This is a genomic window from Paenibacillus piri (assembly GCF_004354045.1).
GTDB classification, from domain to species: Bacteria; Bacillota; Bacilli; order Paenibacillales; family NBRC-103111; genus Paenibacillus_S; species Paenibacillus_S piri.
On record NZ_SMRT01000005.1, the window covers coordinates 78,855 to 98,475 of the forward strand.

Below are 19,621 nucleotides of genomic sequence, written 5' to 3' on the forward strand. Positions count from 1 at the left end.
AACTGCGCCATGATTCAGGAGTCATGCGATCGGAGGAATACAGCCAATGTGGGGAAAAATAGCAGGATTATCCGCTTTTGTCTGGGGCTGCTGGAAGCTGAATTTGGCGGGCTCGATGGAGTTCCGCATGAGCTTTCTGCTGACTGCAGGAATGATGGTCATCAACAACATGGTATGGATTTTGTTCTGGGGCCTTTACTTCAACCGGTTCCAGGTGGTGAACGGCTGGTCGTTCCAGGACGTCGTGATGATGTGGTCGGTCAGCGCGGGCGGCTTCGGCTTATCGGCCGTTTTATTCGGCAACGCATACCGGCTGGGCTCGCTGATTGCGGCCGGACAGCTGGACATTTATTTGTCCCAGCCGAAGCCGGTGCTGCTGCATATTTTGATCAGCCGCATGTCGGTATCGGCGATCGGCGATGTTATATTTTCGCTGCTCTTGTATGCCCTGTTCGGCAACCATACCATTGCAGGCTTGCTGAAATATGCGCTTGCGCTGCTGATCGCCATGCTGATTCTGATGTTTTTCGTCGTCATCGTGCAGTCGCTCGCGTTTTTTATCGGCAATGCCGAAGGCTTGGGCCAGCAAATATTTAACGGACTGCTCGCCTTTTCAACGTATCCGACGGGAATTTTTACCGGCTGGGGCAAGCTGATTTTGTTCACGGTGCTGCCGGCGGGCTTTATCAGCTATTTGCCGATCGGATTGCTGCGCGCGGCGGAGCCGGTATTTTTGACGCAGGCCATAAGTGTAGCGGCAGCGCTGGCCGTGGGCGGGACGTGGTTTTTTTATTACGGGCTGAAAAAGTACAGCTCCGGTAATATGATGGGCATGCGGAACTAGCGGATGACGTACCTCCCGGCATTTGCGGAGCTGCTGCAAGATGTCGATTCGTTGCGGAATACTGCGAAAGTAGTATACTTATTTGGTATATTTAGGTATAATGTAGGGAGCGTTTGTGCCTAATCCGTGTGATTTTGTCGAAGAGAGGACCGATTCGTTTATGAAGGCTGAATATATTAATCCGTTTTTGGAGTCTGCAAGAATAGTCATTGAGCAAGTGGCTAACATTAGACCTTCGACCGGGCAGCTTGGAATCAAGGACGTGAAATTCGCAGAAAAATATATTTGGATCCAGATCGGGATGACCGGACAAATGCAGGGCGACATCGTATTTGGCCTGCATGAGGAAGTTGCGTTGAAGATGGTGTCCGCGATGATGGGCGGATTCGTCATTACCGAAATGGACGAGATGAGCAGAAGCGCCATTTCCGAGCTCGGCAATATGATCAGCGGCAATGCGAGCACGATGCTGTATAACCAAGGCGTTAGGGTCGATATTACGCCTCCCAAATTGCTGCATTCCGCAACTTCGGCAGGATTTTTGCCCAAGAAAGCATTGACCATTCCGCTTATCATGGAAGGAATCGGCGAGCTGGATATTCAGGTTTTGATCGTATAAGACAAATCGGCTACAATACAAAGTGGAGGTCTTCTGGCAAAACTGCAGAGGACGGTCCGCTTTTTTTAGTTGTTGTGGAGTTTAGGAAATTATGCGCAGCAAATTTCTGTGGATAACCGGGGGCTCCCCCAAAAGTAATAGGAATTGGCTTCGGAGCTTCACGTCACTTTTGGGGGACTTTGTTAGTTGTTGTGGAGGAGTAGCGAATGTTGAACGGAAAAATTGCGGTTATTACCGGGGCTTCGAGCGGGCTCGGCGCGATACTGGCGCGGCAGCTCTCCGAACGCGGGGCTGTTCCAGTATTGATGGCCCGCTCGGAGGATAAGCTGTCTCTGGCGGCGGCGGCTCTGGCAGGGCGTCCGCACGGCATGTACAAGCTGGACGTAACTTCAACCGAACAGGTCATGCGGACGATGCAGCAGGTGATGGACCGCTATGGCCGTATCGATATTTTGATTAATAACGCCGGCTACGGCGTATTCGAATCATTCGTCGAAGCGTCGCTGGAAGAAATCGAAAGCATGATGGACGTCAATTACTTGGGTACGGTGCGGTGCACCAAAGCGGTGCTTCCTTATATGCTGAAGGCGGGAAGCGGACATATTGTCAATATTGCGTCTATGGCCGGAAAAATCGGTTCCGCCAAGTCGAGCGGCTATGCGGCGACCAAGCATGCGGTGCTCGGCTTTACGAACAGCCTGCGCCAAGAGCTGGCAGGCTCGGGCGTTTCGCTCACGGCGGTTAATCCGGGTCCGATCGACACGCCCTTCTTCGAACGGGCGGATCCTTCCGGCAATTATGTGAAAAACATTCAATGGTTTATGCTGAAGCCGGAGAAGGTGGCGACAGTCGTATTAAAAGCGATCGGGAAACGGATTCCGGAGATCGATCTTCCGTTCGTCGCCGGTGTGGGGATCAAGTTGTTTCAGCTATTTCCGCGGACATTCGATAAATTGGCGGGCAAACTAATAAATAAAAAGTAAGACGTTGACGGACGATCCGGGGTTAAACGGGAGGAGCGGGGAACGCGAAGTTCCGCCGGCTCCTCCTTCGAGTTTTCGTCGTATCCCCGATGCGGCAAATCGCCGCAATCCCGACGGACGGACGGGTGGGCGGCGGCTATTGTTGCTCCGGCGGCTGTTCGGTCTCACTGTGCTTGGCTTTCAGCGCTAAATTCAAATCGCGTACCTCTTCGTACAAGCCGCGGATAACGGCCCGGCTTTCCGGATGAGACTGGTTCCAATGACTCGCCAATGCCGGCATCGTTCTGTGAATATGGTTATAGATCGACCATACTTTAATTTTCTCTACCGTTTCAGGGCTGCTGTCGCCGGTCAGAAGCTCGGCGAATTTTTCGACCAGGGCGTCGAATTCCTTCGCGAATTCGGGATTCATAGAAGCTCCACCTTTCAGAACATAATAGGATGAGATGAGTGTAAGTCTAGCGCACGTATGCTGTTATGTCAAAATATGCCTTCAGAAGCTGCGGCTTATGCGCCGGTACGGATTAGCGAAAGGAGCGGACATAAGCAATGGAAACCGCGAACGGGACATTGATCGAACGGCTGGCGATGCGCAGCCCGAATAAAGGCATTTTGCTGTATACGATCACCTATATGAGCGAAGGGTTGAAGGTGAAAGGGTATTTGGCGGTGCCGGATAGGCGGAAGCCCTGTCCCGGGGTGATCTATTGCCGCGGCGGGATACGCAAAGTGGGCATGGTCCGCAAACGCCGCATCTTGTCGATGGCGAAGCGCGGATACGCGGTGTTTGCGCCATTTTACCGCGGCAACGAAGGCGGCGAAGGCAGGGAGGACTTCGGCGGCGAGGACCGGTTCGACGTATGCCATGCGATCACGCTTATGCGATCGCTGCCGGAGGTGGAGCCGGGACCCGTGCCGCTGATCGGCTTTTCCCGCGGAGCGATCATGGCGCTGCTGGCGGCCAGGCAGTGCGAGCAGGCCGGTCCGGTTGTCGTCTGGGGCGGCGTCAGCGACCTGTTCGACACCTATGAGCAGCGGGTGGACCTGCGCCGCATGCTGAAGCGGGTCGTCGGCCACCCGCGCAAGGAGGCGGCGGCCTACGTGAGCCGCTCGCCCGTTTATTGGCTGGATGAGCTCCGGGTTCCGGTCATGATTGTGCACGGAACAGCCGACAGCCAGGTCGATGTCTCCCATGCCCGCAAGCTGGCGTTGGGCTTGGAGCAGGCCGGCAAAGATTATACAATGGAGCTTTACGAGGGAATGAACCACCGGTTTCCGAGGGAGGCCGACGAACGGGCGCTGGATGCGGTGTTCGCCTGGATTTCCAGAAAACGGATGGATTCGGGGGCAAGGGGATAAGCCTTGATGTTGGGAACAGCCATTGGTATGATGCTTTTATGAAGGGGGAGTTTGATGAACAGCGGTTTTTCGGCTTTACAGGTGGATGAGTTTTACGTCCGAAAGCTTCAGGAGATGAACATCGTATCGCCTTCGCCGATTCAGGCGGAAGCGATACCGATCATTTTACAAGGCAAAGATGTGGTGGCGCAGTCGCAGACCGGCTCGGGCAAAACGTTGGCTTACGCGCTGCCTTTACTGCATAAAATAGACAAGGATTCCAAGGACGTACAAGCTGTCGTGCTCGTACCTACCCGTGAGCTGGGGGTACAGATCTTTCAGACGCTGGAGCTTCTCACGGCGGAGAGCGGCATTCGTGTGCAGGCTTTAATCGGCGGGGCTGCGATCAGCAGGCAGATTGACCGCTTGAAGCTGCGTCCGCAGCTGATCGTCGGCACGCCGGGACGCGTGCTTGAGCTGTTGAAGCTTCGCAAGCTCAGCATGCATTATGTGCAAACCATCATCGTGGACGAGGTCGACCAGGTGTTCGAGCTCGGTTCGATGAACGAGGTCGAGGCGATTTTCAAAGGGATGCAGCGCGAGCGTCAAATGCTGTTTTTCTCGGCTACGATGCCCGAACCGATCGAAGCGGTCATTGGCCGCTGGATGCAAGCTCCGGTATATGTACAAGTGAATCCGCAGCAGCGAACGTCGGAAACGCTGGACCATTTGTATTTCGTTTGCGAGGAGCGGGACAAGATCGACATGCTGCGCAGAATCGTCCGGTTGTACAACCCGCCTGCCGCCATCGTCTTCATTAATGAGATCGAAGATGTAGCGGAAGTGATCGGCAAGCTGCAGTTTGCCAATTTGTCGATTGAAGCCTTATACGGAGATGCCGGCAAGCAGGACAGGGCCGCAGTGATGCAGGCGTTCCGCGCCGGAAAGTTCCAGCTGCTGCTGGCGACGGATATCGCTGCGCGGGGATTGGACATTCCCCATGTGACGCATGTCATTAACCTGGACCCTCCGATCGATGCGGATCATTACGTGCATCGGGTCGGGCGGACCGGGCGGATGGGGAAAAAGGGGACGGCAATCTCGATTATTACGCCTAAAGAACGATTTATTATGAACAAATTTTCGAGGACGCTAGGCGTAACGATTCAGGAAAAAGAAATGGCTTACGGCAAAGTGTACGAGCCGGGCCAACGCAAAAACTACGCTGCGGAAGCGCGTCAAGCGAAGCCGGCGCTTTCCAGACGCCCCAAGGGGAAAGCGGACGGGGACGCCGCCATGCGTCAGCCGGGAGAGCAGCCGCATGCGCCATCCAAGGCTCCCGCATCGCAAGCGCGCGCAGGCATGCCGGCCGAAACCGGCGGCAAGCCTGTCAGCAAAGCCGCCAACCCTCCCGCCCCGGCGGTTAAGAAGAAGTCGGAGCGCGAGCGGAAGCGCGATAGTAAAAATAAAGGAGCGCCGCGATGGCTCAAGGAGAAGCGGAATAAGCCGACCTAATCCGGAAGCGGCGTCCGGCTTGCAATGACTTGGCAGAGAAGAGTCAAAACGTAAAGAGCTTTATTGGGTTATCGGAAGGAGCCGTGCATGGGAGCATGGGGAAGCTGATCAGATTTTTACTGATGCTTGCGCTGGCGGCAGCGCTGCTGGCCGGAGGTCTGTATTTATACGCCCAGCCGCAGCAGACTTTGGATCTGAATTACTCGGATCTGTCGATCAAAAACAAGCTGGCGGACATGATCGCCTCGCGGAAGCTGGAGGTTGAGCTGACGGAGCCCGAGGTGAACAATTTGCTCAAAAAGGCGCTGGCCAAGCAAAGCTCCGTCCGCGGCGAGGTTGAAGTGACCGGCGCCCGGTTTACGCTGAACGGCAGCGAGTGGATCGCCGATGTCAATCTGCTGTACCAAAAGCGCTGGCAAATCGGCGCTGAGCTGATGTTTGCCGTCAGCTGGCAGGAGCCGTACGTGACGGTAGTTCATACCGGTACGCGCATCAGACAGGCGGGCATTCCATCGGAATGGTTCCGGCTGAAGCCGCTTCAAGTGCCGCTCAACGATTATATGCCGAAGCTGGCCGGAGTTAAAAGCATTGACTTTCTGGAGCATGGCGTAAGGCTGAAACTGGGAATCATGCTTCATTAGCCGATACTTCGTACCGATAGATCCGCCGAATTATTTTATCACGAAAGAGAGCACCCGTTCCAAGGCAATCAAACCTTGCAGCGGGTGCTCTTTATTTAGCGGCTACCGCTTTGGGTTGCCGCGCAGCTGCTTGTGAATCTTCTTCCACCGTTCCTTCTCCGCACGCGCTGCGCCGGCATCGATTTTGCGCTCGTTATAAGCGAGCTCCTTTTGCAGCTTCACATAGCTGGCATACCGCTCCCGGCCGAGCGTCCCGTCCTCCAGCGCGGCGCGGACGGCGCAGCCGGGCTCCTGCTCGTGCCGGCAATCGCTGTAGCGGCATTCGGCGGCGAGCTCCTCGACGTCGTGGAATGCGGCGCCCAGCGAATCGCTGCCTTCCCACAGCTGCAGCTCGCGCATTCCCGGCGTGTCGATGATGATCGCGCCGTCGGGCAGAACGACGAGCTCGCGATGCGTCGTCGTGTGCTTGCCGCGGTCGTCTCCTTCTCGGACACCGCCGGTTTTCTGACGCTGTTCGCCGTACAGGCTGTTGAGCAGCGTCGACTTGCCCGCGCCGGAGGAGCCGAGCAGCGCAATCGTTTCGCCCGGCCGCAGCGTGGCCGCGAGCGTTTCGACACCGTCTTCCGCCAAGCTGTTGACGGTGTATACAGGCAGTCCGAGGGATATGGCCTCGACCTCGCGCAGCCGGGCCTCCACATCGTCGCAAAGATCTTTTTTCGTCAGAACGATTTCAGGAGCGGCGCCGCTTTCGTAGGCCATGAGCAAGTAACGCTCCAGCCGGCGCACATTGAAATCGAGGTTTAATGCCATGATGAGAAACACCCGATCCACGTTCGTGGCGACAATCTGCTCCTCCGTTGTCGTTCCGGCAATTTGGCGGGAAAATTTGCTCTTGCGCTCGAAAATCCGGTGAATGACCGCCTTGCGTTCTCCCGGCAGCTTGGTCATCCATACCCAATCGCCGACGGCCGGATAATCTTCCCGTCTTATCGCCGCAAAGCGGCTTTTGCCCGACAGCTCGCCCAGCCATTCGCCGTCCTCTGCGTAAATGCGGTACAAATGCTTATGCTCCAGTGCAATTCGGCCGATATCGTGGCTGTCCGGGTTAGGTTGATTGGCAAAAAGCGGCTGAAAGCCGTAAGTTTCCAAAGTTGTCTGTTTTTCCATGAATCCTCCTCGAATTGATGAACCTGTACTTAATTATTCTCATTCCGGATGCCGGCACACTCATTCCCTACATCACTCCGTTCCTTATAGATAACGACTAGTATATACATAATCGCGGCATTTCAAAAGGGTGAAAATCGCTATAACCGATCATTCTTGTGCATGGGAGCGCAGCGACTTCCAGGGATAGACAAACAACCCTCCGCGCGCCGTGAAGGCGGGGCAGAGGGCTCTACAAAAGCCTCGAACAATTACTTTTTCCGTTTATTTACATAAGAAGGATAGACGATTTCTCCCGTGTCCAGCTTCGCCAGTTCATCGGCAGTCCAGCCTGCAAGCTTGTTGTTGCCGGTTACGCCGGTCAGCTTAATTTTATATTTGCTGTCCAGATAGCCGTTCAGAGCCGGCATATCGGCTTCCTTCAGCTCGCGCAGCTTTTTCTTGCCCTGCAGCTGACCGAGCATGATGCCGATCGTTTCGGCGGCCAGGCTTGTGTTCGGTTGAATTCGGGCGCTGCCGTAAGCAATCGCGGAGGAGCCGACATTTTTACCGGCTACGATCACGTTATCGTAATTTTTCAGCATAAAGCTGCGCAGCGGCATGCCGTACTTGTCCGGACGTCCCATCTCGATGCCCCATTTGTTCGCGCTGGTGCCCTGCAGATCGAGCGGGTATCCGGCAATGCTGACGTTATCCCAGAACATTTTCGCGCCGAGCATATCGGAAGGCTTCAATACGTAATCCGTTTCGTAATGGTTGTATTCCCGAATGTACAAATAGTTGGGGAAGCCGTTCAGCTCCGCATGCTCCCAGCCCGTTATATTTTTACGGAAATGGTTCAATATGAGCGGTAGTTCTTTTTTGCCCAACTCCATTGCTTCGGCCACGGACTTGTCGTCGGACGGATCGACCGTGTAAATCAGAAACGCGTTGATCGCCACCTCGCCGTCCCGCTGATTGACCGCATTAAGCCCGCGCAAAAACAACCGGTCGTTCGTCGGCTTATATTTATTCGTCATACCGCTTAACCCGATGGCGAAGCTTTCGCTGACAGAACCGCCGCCGTACTTGGCGCTGCGCTGCTCCGGCGTCAGTGCGTTAAAGCTGGAATTGAACTTGGCCCAGTCGACATTTTTAAATTTCATCATCATTCCGGCGCTCATGTACTCAATATTTTTTTGGCCGTAAAACTGCTCCAAACCCGGCAGCCGGTTCGACTGCAGCTTGCTGAGCAGGGCGGCAAAGTCGGTATTATCGACCCAATAGTCAGCCTTGATCATTTTCTTGGCGCCGTCTTTGCCTGTATAGGTAACGGATTCTACCGCATGCGGTCCGAATTGGCCTTGAACCTGCTTAATGTCCCCGATTTTAATACCTGATTCGATAGGGATATCTTTTTTCAGCTTGTCAAAATATTGCGTGAACTCCGACAGCTTGCGGATTTTCCCGTTCCGGAAGCCGTCGAACAGCTCTTTGGCCCGTCCCTGTACAAGCAGTTGATGCTTTTCGTCCCTCGTTTCGTCGAGAAACAGCATCTCGCCCTGCAGCACTTGGCCCCCGAACGCTTCGCGCGGATCAAGAACCTTAACCTTCAAGCCTTCATCCGCTGCGGCTCTTGCCAAATAAAGACCTTCCAGCTCGCTTCCGAAAATGGCCACATCTACCTTTTCCGCAGGAATAGGCGGCTCCGGCGGCACGGCGTTTTTTTTAGGATCGGCTTCTTTGGACGAGTCTGCTGCAGGCGCAGCCGACGGTTTATCCCCGGCGTTGTTTTTGCTGAAGAAGGGCAGCGAGGTGTACAGGGCGGCCAAGGCCACAAGCGCTAACACCGCAATGCCGATCGAAAGCTTTTTTCCATTCCGTTTCATGGTTTTAATTTCCCCCCTGAATGCTGTTATGCTATGTTCTTGTTCCCATGATGCCAATGGTAAATGACACTTATCCTAGATAGTCTACCATTTTTAAACAGACCGATCAAAATGACCCCCACAAACGATTTGAGGGCGGCGAAAGCTTTAGTAAATCCAAGGAACTCTTCGCGAAGGTTCTATTCATTACAGCTAGTCAAGCCTTTAGTCTACTATATATATCATTCAGGGAAGGCAGACGTACATCCTGCGCGCCCTTACGATTTCTGTCGGCAAACGGCAGGGCATGTTTGTCATGCCTTGAGCTTTCGGAGGCGCCAGTTTTCAACGGCTGTACACTTCACCTGCAAAAAAAGGAGAAAATTAAATGAATAATTCATTCAAAAAGGCTATCGTTACAGGGTTGACTCTGGCTATGGTTATGGGGGGATCCACTTCAGTATTCGCTGACAGCAAAGGCAAGGATAACAAGAACGATCGTGAATGGAAAAAAGCTTTTCAAAATAACGGTAATAACGGAAAAAATAACAATAAAAATAATAACAGCAGCGACAAAGACATCTACGTCAACAACCTGAACGTTAAAAATTTAATAATCAGATTGTCCTTTGACGATGTTAAGGGCGGAGACGTCGAATGGGCTGCGCGCTACATTGCGAGCCTTGCTTCCAAGCGGGTCTTCGAGGGCTATGAGGACGGAACGTTCCAACCGCGCAAAACGATTTCCCGCATTGACGCGATCGCTGCGGCCGTCCGCCTGATGGGCTTGCGCGACGAAGCGGAATCCGCCGAGGCGAAGCATACGAACCTGAATTTCAAGGACGCCGATAAAGTAAAAGATTGGGCAAAAGGTTACGTTGCTGTGGCGCTGAAAAATGACCTGTTCTCGGAATCGGACGATAAAGTGCAGCCGGATAAGGAAGCGGATCGTCTCTGGGCAACGACGCTGCTTGTAAAAGCGTTGAAAAAACAGGATGAAGCCAAAGCCAAAATGAGCACGAAACTGACCTTCAAGGATGCCGACAAAATCCCTGCGGGCTCCGTAGGCTATGTGGCGGTTGCAATCGAACAAAACCTGATTGATGGCTACGAAGACAATACATTCCGTCCAAATCAACCGGTAACGCGTGCAGAAATGGCTAAATTGCTGGATCGTACCGGCGTCAGTCTGCCGAACGATACCGATTTCAACGGTACTTTGAATGCGAGTGTCAGCAACAATACATTGACGTTGACTGAAGACGGTCAAACCTACAGCATTGAGCTGGCGTCGGACGTCTACATTATCCGCAACGGCTATAGAGTAAACGCATCCGAGCTTAGAGCAGGCGATAAAGTCCGCGTAAGTGTCGCCAACAATCAGGCGATTTATATCGAAGCGACCGGCAGCGGTACAAATAACAACCAACTGCCGCAAAATTCAACGTTTACAGCTACCGTCAATTCGGTTGTAAACAACAACAACTGGATTTCGTTGACAAAAGACGGCCGCACTTACAATGTTGAAATCGCGTCGAACGCTTATTTCGAACGTGGTGGTGTTTCGGTGTCCGCATCCGCACTTCGGGTGGGCGATCAAGCAAGCGTAACGACTTCGAACGGTAAAGTCAGCAGAGTGATCGTGACCAACGCTACTACAGACAACCAGCTGCCGCAAAACGGTATCTTTACGGCCAGCATTAATTCGGCTGTAAATAACAATGTGCTATCGGTAACGAAGGACAACCGCACTTACAATGTCGAGCTGGCTTCGAATCCGTCGATCGAACGCAATGGAGTGAACGTGGCGGCGTCGGAGCTTAGAGCAGGCGATCAAGTACGGATTACAATGGTCGGCGGCAAGGCCAAAGTATTGATCGTCACTAACGGCGTTCAATCCACTTACTCGATCAACGGTACGTATAACAGCATCGATACGTATTCCAACGGCGATATTTACAGAATTTCCATCAACAGAACACTGGATGACGGAACAGTTCAAAACAATGTGTACGTAGATACCGTTTCGAATGTCGCATTCTTGTACGCCACTTCCACAGGCACAATCCAGGGCGACCGTTCCCAATTGAGAGTCGGCGGTCAGGTTGAGCTTAGAATCAACAGCAATGACGACAAAGTAAATACGGTCGTAATTAAATAAGATCCTTGCATATAAGCTAGTGAAGTTTGGATCATGACAGGAGCAGCCCTTCCGCCTCAAGCCCCCGCTTGACGGATGGGCTGTTCTTTTTTTTTGCGGTTGAAAAATGTGTGGACAGCCGTGCAAGTAGGTGTATAATAAGAAAAATTACTTGAAACAGATTACGGAGGATGCGATGAACAGTCAATCGGTCAAGCTGGAAGATATCATAGTCGCAAGTCATATGCTGAAGGATGTCGTGAACCATACGCCATTGCAAAAAAACTTTATCCTGTCGGATAAATATAACTGCAACGTGTACTTGAAACGGGAAGACCTGCAGGTCGTACGTTCGTTTAAGATCCGCGGTGCTTATCATTTGATGCGCAGTCTCCCCGAGGACAAGCTGCGCAAAGGCGTCGTCTGCGCAAGCGCGGGCAATCACGCCCAGGGCTTGGCCTATTCCTGCAATACGCTGCAGGTCCAGGGCAAAATATTCATGCCCACCACAACGCCACGGCAAAAAATTTCCCAGGTCAAGCTGTTCGGCGGCCCGTACATCGAGGTCATTCTCATCGGCGACACTTTCGACGATTCGCTGAGAGAGGCTGTCAGCTACAGCGAACGGGAGGAAATGCAGTTCATCCATCCGTTCGATCATCAGAAAATCATTGCCGGTCAAGGCACGGTAGGATTGGAGCTGATGAACGATATGCGGGAGCGTGTCGATTACGTGTTTGCCGGCATAGGCGGCGGCGGTCTGGCGGCGGGTGTCGGCACCTATGTCAAAAGCATCAGTCCGTCGACCAAGGTGATCGGAGTCGAGACGACCGGCGCTCCGTCCATGCAGCAGTCGATCGGCAAAGGGGAAATCGTCACCTTGACCGATATCGATAACTTCGTGGATGGCACGGCGGTAAAACGGGTAGGTGAGCTGACCTACGACATTTGTCAAAAGGTTGTGGACGACATTGTCGTTGTTCCCGAGGGCAAGGTATGCACGAAGATTCTTGAGCTGTATAACGAGAATGCGATTGTGGCCGAGCCGGCCGGAGCGCTGACGATTACGGCGCTCGATTTCTACCGCGAGCAAATCGCCGGAAAAAACGTGGTCTGCATCATCAGCGGAGGCAACAACGATATCGACCGGATGCAGGAAATTAAAGAGAGGTCGCTCATTTATGAGGGGCTTAAGCATTATTTCACGGTGGAATTTCCTCAGCGGGCCGGCGCATTGCGTGAATTTCTCGATGAGGTGCTTGGACCGAACGACGATATCACCCGCTTTGAATATACGAAAAAAACGAGCAAAGAGAACGGGCCGGCACTGGTCGGAATCGAATTGAAAAATAAGGAAGACTACGAGCCGTTGATCGAACGGATGATCAACAAAGGCATCAAATATGTGGAAATTAATAAAAATCCGCATTTATTTAATTTGTTGATTTGATGGAAGAGCGGCGCGGGCAACCTGTGCGGACGGCCGGTTGAAGTAAGGTATGGCGCGGCTCTTGTTCCACTAATCAGAATTTCGTCATAGGCATTATCCCGTTAACTCAGGGGCTGAATGATCCGAGTCGAATAGTTGGCGCAACGGGAGAAGCTCCGCATTGCTGATGCGAATGGCGAAGCTCCGCATTGCTGATGCAATGGGCGAAGCTCCGCAATACTGATGCAATGGGCGAAGCTCCGCAATACTGACGTAACGGGGGAAGCTCCGCAAAACTGATGCAAATGGAGAAGCTCAGCAATACCGACGTAAAGGAAGAAGTTCCGCATTATTGACGCGAATGGAGAAGCTCCGCAATACTGACGCAAAGGGATAATAATTATAGTGCTTAAACAACAGTATGCCTGAAGGTAAAGCCTTCCCCATACGACGTCTGCTTGCTTTGAGAGGCTTCACTTCGTTATTCCGCACAATTGGATCCGCACAAATTGGCACCGCACAAAAAACCGGGTTCTCGTTTCATGAGAGAGCCCGGTTTGTTTTTTGATCGGTTTATTTTGCCGATACTTTCTGAATGTCTTGAACGCCTTGGAAAATCAGGTTGAACATCTCTTCCAAATTTTGTTCCTCGATGCAGGAGAAGGCGACGCGCAGGTCGGTTTCGCCCAAGGCGATCGTGCCGATCCCGTAATGGTCAAGCAGGTGCACGCGCAGCGATTCGGCTTCGACCGTCTTCAGCTTCAGGCACATGAAGTACCCGGAGTTAAACGGATAGTATTCCCATGCGGAGTCGAATTTGCCGCTGTCAAGAATCGCTTTAACTTTGTTGGCGCGGCCCTTCATGATTTCAAACTTTTCTTGCTTCTGGGCTTTAAATTCCGGTGCGTTCAAGGCATGAAGCACGAACGTTTGGGAAGGGTGCGCTCCGCTTGAGATCGTTGCGCGAATAATTCCCATTGTTTTTTGCTCAAGCGATGCGAGGATGCCTTCGATTTGCCCGGCGTACGTAATGAAGCCTACGCGGAAGCCCCATACGAATTCCTCCTTCGTCGCTCCGTCGACTTTAACGGATAACACGCGCGGATGCAAATTCGCCAGCTGGCCGGCCAAAGATTCCTGAAGCGAATTTTCAAAGAACAGGCCGAAATAAGCGTCGTCCGTAACGGCAACCACGTTGATTCCGGCCTCGGCGGCTTCCTTGATTGCGGCAACGATTTGTTTGCCCTCTTCGGGACCTGGCGTATAGCCGGTCGGATTGTTCGGAAAGTTCAGCACGACGATCGCCTTGCCCTTGCTTTTTTGTGCGAGCATCGCATCCCGCAGGCCGGCTGCATTGAACTTGCGATCGCTGTTGTAGAGCGGGTAATTGACGATCTCGGCGCCGCGGCGGATGCCGAACGTAAGCTCATAGTTTTCCCAGTTTTTATCCGGAAAAATGACGGCGTCGCCTGCGTCGGCGAACAAGTCGGCAATAACGCTCAAGCCATGGGTAAGCGCATTGGTGACGATCGGATTGCCCAAACCTTCGCTTGAAAGACTTGGATTCTCCTCCAGCATTTTGCTGCGCCAGGCCGCACGCAGCTCGGGCTTCCCGGCCGGCGGCGCATATTCGTATAAATCCTTCGGATTATAAGCTGATAACGTATCTTGAATGACCTTCAGGTGCATGGGCTGTCCGTTTTCGAGCGCAGTACCGATGGTGGCATTAAACTTTTTTGCTTTTTGCTTAGCTTCCGCCGATTGGCTCAAGATGCCGACTTTCGGGAAATAGATTTGTTTCCCCAAGCTGGACAGCATGTCGTATACATGCGGATTTTGTTTGGCAATCGTATCGTTTAGCTGTTGGGCAAGTGGATTCATTAGGGTCCGTCCTTCCGTAATCTATGCTTCTGATTAACTCGAGCTTCGCATTTCTGTAAAGCCCGACATTTAGGCTACATTATACCATTTAAGCGAGGGCGAGTCACGCTGATTTCGTTTGAACCCGACGATCGGATGAAACTATTTTCACGTGAACAATCTTGTCGTGGCGCCATTGTGGAACGCTAGCGGGAAAAATTGATTTATGTTACCATAATGTAGATGCGGACGATTGTTCGACTATCAACTTACCATTTTGAGGAGGCAATTATTGCGATGGAAATCCGTTACGCAACCAATCCGACAGAAACAAAATCATACGATACGGACAGACTGAGAAGCGAGTTTTTAATTGAAAACTTGTTTGTTCCCGACAAGCTCAATATGGTTTACAGCCACGTAGACCGTTTTATTACAGGCGGCGTTATTCCGACGACCGAACCGATTAAACTGGAAGCGGACAAGCACGAAATGGGCGCGGACTACTTCTTGGAACGCCGCGAAATCGGCATTATAAACGTCGGTCCTGCAGGGACTGTAACCGTTGACGGCACCGAGTATGTGCTGGAAAGCAAAGACTGCCTGTATGTCGGTCTTGGCAATAAAGAAGTCGTGTTTAAGAGCGCGAATGCCGCTAATCCGGCCCGTTTTTATTTTAATTCCACACCGGCTCACAAAAACTATCCGACCGAAAAAGTGGAAATCAGCAAAGCCGAGCCGCAGCATTTGGGCTCGATCAATTCGTCGAACGAGCGTACGATTTACAAGTACATTCATTTGAACGGCATCCAAAGCTGTCAGCTTGTTATGGGCATGACGCTGCTGAAGCCGGGCAATATGTGGAACACAATGCCCTGCCATACGCACAACCGCCGTTCGGAAGTGTACTTCTATTTCGATATGCCTGAAGACGGTCTTGTGTTCCATCTGATGGGCGATCCTGGCGAAACCCGCCATGTCGTTGTCCGCAACGAGCAGGCCATCATTTCTCCGAGCTGGTCGATCCACTCCGGCGTCGGCACCAATAATTATACATTCATTTGGGCAATGGCCGGTGAAAACCAGGAATTTACCGACATGGATATGGTCGCTCCAAAAGATTTGCGTTAATCTTGCGCATTGCAAATATTCGTACAAAAAGGATGCTGAAAAGCGTCCTTTTTTGTATTTATTTGAAATAATTACGTAGGAAAAGGAGGATTTTGCGGGAGAATGTAGAATTGTAGTATTAAGTTAAATTTTCCCATAAAAGTAATTGTGTAGAAAAAACATGAATTGAATCGAAAAATGTTGAAAAAGGGGGAATTATGATGAAGGCAGTACGGAGTGTGGTCGATTTTTTGGAAGATGGTGGAGTCAAGTATATATTTGGTATCCCCGCAGGTTCGGTCAACGGCTTTTTTGATGAATTGTACGAAAAACCGCAAATCACACCCGTCATTGCCAAGCATGAGGGCGCCGCTTCATATATGGCCGCGGCTTACGCCAAACATTCCGACAGCTTGGGCGTATGCATCGGCTGCAGCGGCCCCGGCAGCACCAACCTGTTGACGGGTGCTGCCCATGCGATGCGCGAGCATCTTCCGGTTTTGTTTTTGACGGGCTCCGTGCCTGTCGGAACGGTAGGCTTGAACGCATCCCAGGAATTAAATGCCGTGCCTTTGTTTAAGCCGGTAACGAAGTACAGCGTATGCGTCCAAAACGCAGCCGACCTGCTTCCGGAAGTGACCAAGGCGGTTACGATTGCTCTTTCCGGCATCCCGGGTCCGGTTCATGTGCAGATGCCTATCGATATTCAACTGGAGCAGATCGAGCCCGCCCTTCTGCCGCCTTTTCCGCAGCTGCAAATAAGCGTTCCGAACCGGACGCTGCTGCGCCAGGCGGCAAGGGAGCTTGCCGAGCACAGCAAGGGCATCGTCTTCGTTGGCCAGGGCGCGCGCCGAGCTGTCCCGGATGTGCTCAAGCTGGCGGAAACGTTGAACTGGCCGATCGTTACGACGCCGCAGGCGAAGGGATTGGTGCCGGATACGCATCCGTTGTACGACGGCGTATTCGGCTTCGCCGGGCAGCCCAAAGCCTCCCGGCTTATCGAAGATCAGGAGCATAGCGCGATACTGATCGTTGGCTCCAGCCTCGGCGAAACGGCTACGAGCAATTGGAACCGCAGCCTGACGGAAAACCGTTATACGATCCAAATCGACATTGATGATACCGTATTTCACCGTAAATATCCGGTCGATTTGCCGATCGTGGGCGATGCGGGGCTCAGCCTGAGCTTCCTGCTGCAGGAGCTGGAGCGAATGGGGGTTCGGCGGAGCAGCGGTGCAGAGCCCGATCATAACAAGGCGCATCCGCAGCCTACAGCCGAATACACGACGCAGAACGTGCTGCTGGCGCTGCAGAAGCATATGCCTTCCGACACGCGTTTTGCGGTCGATATCGGAGAGTTCATGTCCTACGTCATTCATTATATGAAAGTTCCCGAATCGGATTCATTCGATATCAATGTGCATTTCGGGGCTATGGGCGCCGGAATCGGAACGGCTATCGGCATGCATTTGGCGGATCCGTACCGTCCGACGGTTTGCATAACGGGCGACGGCTGCTTTTTTATGCACGGCATGGAAATATTGACGGCGAAAGAGTACAACCTCCCGATTTTGTTTGTCGTTATAAACAACGCAAGGCTCGGGATGGTGTATCATGGCCATACGCTGCAGTACAAGCGCAGTCATCCGCGGTTCGAGCAGCGGCCGGTTTCAATATCCGATATGGCTTATTCGCTCGGCATTCCGAGCTGGCGCGTTGAAAGCATGCAGGATTTGTCAGCCGGAGTGCTGCATGATATTCGTACGGACGGGCCCGCTCTGCTGGAAATTGCGATTGTGGATAACAACACGCCCCCCATGGGTGACAGGGTGAAATTTCTTTCCTCATTTCAAAAGTAAGCAATAAGAATCGGATAATTGGAGGATGGTGTTATGGATGAGTGGCGATCAAGCAAGATACGCCCGCTTGGCTAAGATCAGTCAACTGATAAATTCGAATTTGGATTTGCGCTCCTTGCTTGAGGCCGTGGCAACGGCCATCTCCGAGGAGATCGTCAAATGCAATTCCACCGGGATCTATTTGCCGCAGCCGGACGGAACGTTTCGCGGCTACGTCGGCAAGCCGGATCATATTAACGGAATTACACTTGACCAGATGGTAGTCGATCCGGAGAAGGATCATTTGGCCCGGGATATTATCGCAACTCGGAAGAGCATCTATATTCCCGACACCTCGATAGATAACAGGCCGGATCCCACTCCGGTCGAATTGTTCAAGATTCGCTCGCTTTTGGGACTGCCGATTTCATATGGCGACGAGCTGTTCGGCATTGTTTTTCTGTTTGATTACGGCATTCCTATGAATTTGACGGAATCGGAAATTCAGACCGTGGAAGCCTACGTCAATATGGCGGCGGTGGCGATTCATAACGTAAAGCAGTTCCAAGCGATCCAATCGCTTCTCAAGGAGAAGCAGCTGCTGCTCGACTTTACGCGCGAGCTGTCGCTATGCTCGACTACGGATAAAATATTGGATACCTGCTTCCGTTATGTCGGCCAAGTTCTCAATAATACGAATATCGGCGTTCATCTGTGCGATTCGATCGGCAGCACGTTTCGCCCCGCCAAACTAAGCCGGAGCAGCGACTGGACAGAGGAGCAATGGCATAAAACTCACAGTAAAATCAAGCTTAATTATGAAAATGACCTGCTGTTTCAGGAAGTGATTCAAACCAGGAAGTATGTGTTTATTCCGGATATCGACAACGATCATCGACCGAATCACGAGGCTTGCCACCGGTTCGGGATCCGTGGCGTGTTTATGCTTCCGCTGGTCGCCACGGGAGAAGTGCTGGGCACGATCGCCGTCGTAAGCTTGGGCGAAATCCGAACGTACGCGGATATTGACATGCAGCTCGCACAATCGATTGTCGATATGACGGCTCCGGCTTTATCCAATGCCATTCAAGTCGAACAGCTGGAGCTTATCATCAATGACAGGACGAAGGAATTAAGGGAAAACCACCGTATTTTGGAGCTTATCCTCAATTCGGCAGGCGAAGGTATATATGGCTTAAATCTGGACGGAGAAATTACATTTTGCAATCCGGCAGCCGCACGTATGCTTGGACTGCCCGTGGACCAGCTGATAGGCCGCAAGCATACCGACATTTTACAGAGTGAGGATGGGATGGTTAACGTACAAATCGAAGATTCGATCTTTGACGTGTTGGGCGGCGAGACGGACGCGTATATGCGGGAAGGGATGTTTCAACGGGCGGACGGCATCTTTTTTCCGGTCGAGTATGTGTTGACGCCAATTATGGAGGAAGATGCCATACAAGGCGGGGTCGTTACGTTCTCCGATATTTCTTTAAGGAAAAGCACCGAGGAAATTATCCGCAAGACCGATAAGCTGTCTGTCATCGGCGAGCTGGCTGCCGGCGTTGCTCACGAAATACGCAATCCGCTGACGACGCTGAGAGGATTTATCCAGCTGCTGAATGCCAACCCTAATACAAAGCAGTCGAATCTGGAGGTCATGCTGTCGGAGTTGGACCGCATCAATTTTATCGTCAGCGAGCTGCTGTTTATCGCCAAGCCGCAATGCATCAGCATGAAAAAGCATGACCTGGGGGAAATACTTCAGCATGTAGTAAAGCTTCTGCAAGCCCAGGCGATTATGAGCAATGTCGAAATCGTTTTGTTTGTGGGCGGCGCTATTCCTCCGATAGCCTGCGCGGAAAATCAATTGAAGCAAGCATTTATCAACATCGTCAAAAACGCCATCGAATCGATGGAGCACGGCGGTCTGCTTCAGATTAGCGTCGAGCTGAATCATAATTATGTGACGGTACGGTTCAAGGATCAAGGCAGCGGGCTGTCGAAGGAGCGGATTCCTAAGCTGGGCGAACCGTTTTATACGACGAAGGAAAAAGGGGTCGGGCTCGGCCTGACGGTCACGTTCCAAATCATTAAGTACCATCATGGCCGGATTCATGTGGAAAGCGGCGAGGGGCTCGGCACAACAGTTAAGATTGAACTGCCGCTTGTGCTGTCGAAGGGCAATCAGGTCGATCATTTGCCATTCACGTATACGACCAATTAAACGGCCGCCGGGCAACCATCACTTCATACCTCCATCATTGCGGGTATGGAGTGTTTTTAT

General features: G+C 52.3%; 15 protein-coding genes. 11 read left to right on the forward strand and 4 right to left on the reverse strand.

Annotated features, from left to right (window positions below):
• The first annotated feature begins 46 nt into the window (after window positions 1–46).
• The 3 genes from E1757_RS12940 to E1757_RS12950 all read left to right on the forward strand — a co-directional run bounded on the left by E1757_RS12940 (window position 47) and on the right by E1757_RS12950 (window position 2,446).
• Window positions 47–844, forward strand: a complete 798-nt coding sequence (locus E1757_RS12940) for an ABC transporter permease (RefSeq protein WP_133228635.1) — start codon at window positions 47–49, stop codon at window positions 842–844.
• A 160-nt stretch (window positions 845–1,004) separates the two neighbouring features.
• The gene (locus tag E1757_RS12945; protein WP_133229096.1) at window positions 1,005–1,463 is read left to right on the forward strand and encodes a chemotaxis protein CheX; all 459 of its coding nucleotides are present in this window, start codon (window positions 1,005–1,007) and stop codon (window positions 1,461–1,463) included.
• A gap of 206 nt (window positions 1,464–1,669) precedes the next feature.
• Entirely contained in the window at window positions 1,670–2,446 is a 777-nt protein-coding gene (locus E1757_RS12950) for an SDR family NAD(P)-dependent oxidoreductase (protein ID WP_133228638.1), read from the forward strand.
• Between the two features lie 136 nt (window positions 2,447–2,582).
• Here the strand turns inward: E1757_RS12950 and E1757_RS12955 are convergent, their stop codons facing one another.
• Complete coding sequence (locus E1757_RS12955; RefSeq protein ID WP_133228641.1) at window positions 2,583–2,858, reverse strand: DUF2573 family protein; 276 nt, start codon at window positions 2,856–2,858, stop codon at window positions 2,583–2,585.
• Window positions 2,859–2,995: 137 nt separating this feature from the next.
• Here E1757_RS12955 and E1757_RS12960 point away from each other — a divergent pair, with 137 nt between their 5' ends.
• The 3 genes from E1757_RS12960 to E1757_RS12970 all read left to right on the forward strand — a co-directional run bounded on the left by E1757_RS12960 (window position 2,996) and on the right by E1757_RS12970 (window position 5,940).
• The gene (locus E1757_RS12960) at window positions 2,996–3,805 is read left to right on the forward strand and encodes an alpha/beta hydrolase family protein (RefSeq protein ID WP_133228644.1); all 810 of its coding nucleotides are present in this window, start codon (window positions 2,996–2,998) and stop codon (window positions 3,803–3,805) included.
• 54 nt (window positions 3,806–3,859) lie between these two features.
• Window positions 3,860–5,299, forward strand: a complete 1,440-nt coding sequence (locus E1757_RS12965; protein WP_133228647.1) for a DEAD/DEAH box helicase — start codon at window positions 3,860–3,862, stop codon at window positions 5,297–5,299.
• A 95-nt stretch (window positions 5,300–5,394) separates the two neighbouring features.
• On the forward strand, window positions 5,395–5,940 hold the full coding sequence (locus E1757_RS12970) for a hypothetical protein (RefSeq protein WP_133228651.1): 546 nt from the start codon (window positions 5,395–5,397) through the stop codon (window positions 5,938–5,940).
• A 102-nt stretch (window positions 5,941–6,042) separates the two neighbouring features.
• Here the strand turns inward: E1757_RS12970 and rsgA are convergent, their stop codons facing one another.
• Both rsgA and E1757_RS12980 read right to left on the reverse strand, forming a co-directional pair.
• Complete coding sequence (gene rsgA / locus E1757_RS12975; protein WP_133228655.1) at window positions 6,043–7,107, reverse strand: ribosome small subunit-dependent GTPase A; 1,065 nt, start codon at window positions 7,105–7,107, stop codon at window positions 6,043–6,045.
• A 251-nt stretch (window positions 7,108–7,358) separates the two neighbouring features.
• Window positions 7,359–8,975, reverse strand: a complete 1,617-nt coding sequence (locus E1757_RS12980) for an FAD-dependent oxidoreductase (RefSeq protein WP_133228658.1) — start codon at window positions 8,973–8,975, stop codon at window positions 7,359–7,361.
• A gap of 367 nt (window positions 8,976–9,342) precedes the next feature.
• Here E1757_RS12980 and E1757_RS12985 point away from each other — a divergent pair, with 367 nt between their 5' ends.
• Together E1757_RS12985 and ilvA are read left to right on the forward strand one after the other, a co-directional pair.
• Window positions 9,343–11,115: an S-layer homology domain-containing protein gene (locus E1757_RS12985; RefSeq protein WP_133228662.1), complete on the forward strand. Its 1,773-nt coding sequence runs from the start codon at window positions 9,343–9,345 to the stop codon at window positions 11,113–11,115.
• A 175-nt stretch (window positions 11,116–11,290) separates the two neighbouring features.
• Window positions 11,291–12,544, forward strand: a complete 1,254-nt coding sequence (gene ilvA, locus E1757_RS12990) for a threonine ammonia-lyase IlvA (RefSeq protein ID WP_133228665.1) — start codon at window positions 11,291–11,293, stop codon at window positions 12,542–12,544.
• A gap of 552 nt (window positions 12,545–13,096) precedes the next feature.
• Here ilvA and E1757_RS12995 read toward each other — a convergent pair.
• Window positions 13,097–14,404 (reverse strand): aminotransferase class I/II-fold pyridoxal phosphate-dependent enzyme, encoded by a 1,308-nt coding sequence (locus tag E1757_RS12995; protein WP_133228668.1) that lies wholly within the window; start codon window positions 14,402–14,404, stop codon window positions 13,097–13,099.
• A gap of 276 nt (window positions 14,405–14,680) precedes the next feature.
• Here E1757_RS12995 and kduI point away from each other — a divergent pair, with 276 nt between their 5' ends.
• The 3 genes from kduI (at window position 14,681) to E1757_RS13010 (ending at window position 19,561) form a co-directional block, all read left to right on the forward strand.
• Window positions 14,681–15,514 carry a 5-dehydro-4-deoxy-D-glucuronate isomerase gene (gene kduI / locus E1757_RS13000; protein ID WP_181956643.1) on the forward strand — a complete coding sequence of 278 codons (834 nt, stop codon included), beginning with the start codon at window positions 14,681–14,683 and terminating at the stop codon, window positions 15,512–15,514.
• A 200-nt stretch (window positions 15,515–15,714) separates the two neighbouring features.
• Entirely contained in the window at window positions 15,715–17,352 is a 1,638-nt protein-coding gene (locus tag E1757_RS13005; RefSeq protein WP_133228672.1) for a thiamine pyrophosphate-binding protein, read from the forward strand.
• 37 nt (window positions 17,353–17,389) lie between these two features.
• Window positions 17,390–19,561 carry an ATP-binding protein gene (locus E1757_RS13010; protein WP_165972094.1) on the forward strand — a complete coding sequence of 724 codons (2,172 nt, stop codon included), beginning with the start codon at window positions 17,390–17,392 and terminating at the stop codon, window positions 19,559–19,561.
• Window positions 19,562–19,621 lie beyond the last annotated feature (60 nt).